Source organism: Candidatus Diapherotrites archaeon (assembly GCA_040755695.1).
Lineage (GTDB): Archaea > Iainarchaeota > Iainarchaeia > Iainarchaeales > 1-14-0-10-31-34 > JBFMAK01.
In genome coordinates, this window is the sequence record JBFMAK010000042.1 from 1 (window position 1) to 1,089 (window position 1,089).

At 72.6% G+C, this 1,089-nt stretch carries 2 protein-coding genes; both read left to right on the top strand.

What is annotated here, in order from left to right:
* The coding region (locus AB1467_07555) for a hypothetical protein (protein ID MEW6296110.1) at window positions 1-323 on the top strand (323 nt) is incomplete at its 5' end.
* Window positions 324-433: 110 nt separating this feature from the next.
* Window positions 434-1,089, top strand: a 656-nt coding sequence (locus AB1467_07560; GenBank protein MEW6296111.1) for an IS481 family transposase, incomplete at its 3' end; no start/stop codon positions are given.

Here is a 1,089-nt window from a genome sequence, read left to right on the forward strand (position 1 = left end):
TCGTGATGGTGGTGCTGGCCGCGGCGCTCGCGCAGGGGCTGACCGGGAGACGGCTGGCGAAGCTGCGCGAGGAGCTGGGCGCCGACCGGCGCACGCTCGAGCGCTGGCGGCGGTGGTGGTGTGAGAGCGTTCCGCGCACGGCCTTCTGGATTGCGCTCCGCGGCCGCTTCGATTCTCCGCTCGTCGAGGGCGAGTTGCCGGCTTCGCTGCTCGAGCGAGTCGGCGGGGGCGATGCCGAGGAGGGCCTGCTGCGCTTCCTGCGCCTGATCGAGCCGCTGAGCCGCTCGACGCTGATGGAAGGGCGCTCGTCGAGGGCGGCCTGATGGCGAGGAGGGATCCGCAGAGGACGCACGTCGACACGCTGGACGAGGGCCCTTAGCGTTCGCCGACCCGCTGGAGCGGCGAGCCCATTGGCACGAAAGGAGCCTTCCCCTTGAGCCGAGATCATCACCAGCGCCGCGACGCCTGGTCGCGGCTGCGCTTCTCGATCGTGAGCAGCTTGCTGGCGTCGCCGCCGGAGAGCGGCGAGCTGGGGGACGCGCTGGCCGAGCTCGCTGCGAAGGTCTGGCGCCACCCCCTGAGCGGCGATCCGGTGCGCTTCGGCTTCTCCACGATCGAGCGCTGGTACTACGCGGCGCGCTCGGCGCCGCAGGACCCGATCGGTGCGCTGCGTGCTCGTCCGCGCGCGGACCGCGGTCGCCAGACGAGCGTGAGCGAGGCGCTCGCGGAGGCCCTGCGGTGCCAGCACGGCGAGCACCCCTCGTGGTCCTACACACTGCACGCCGAGAACCTCCTCGCCCTTTCGCGCGAGCGGGCGGAGCTCGCTCCGGTGCCGTCGGTCTCGACGCTGCGCCGCTGGATGAAGGCCAACGGGCTCTACAAGCAAAGGCGCCGGTGCGAGAGGGACACCCCGGGCGCGCGCCGGGCGGCGGAGCGCTTCGAGCTGCTCGAGGTGCGCAGCTTCGAGTCGAGCCACGTGCACGCGCTCTGGCACCTGGACTTCCACCGCGCGTCGCGGCGCGTGCTCACCTCGGAGGGCCGCTTCGTCGCGGCGCAGCTCCTGGGGATCGTGGACGACCGCTCACGGCT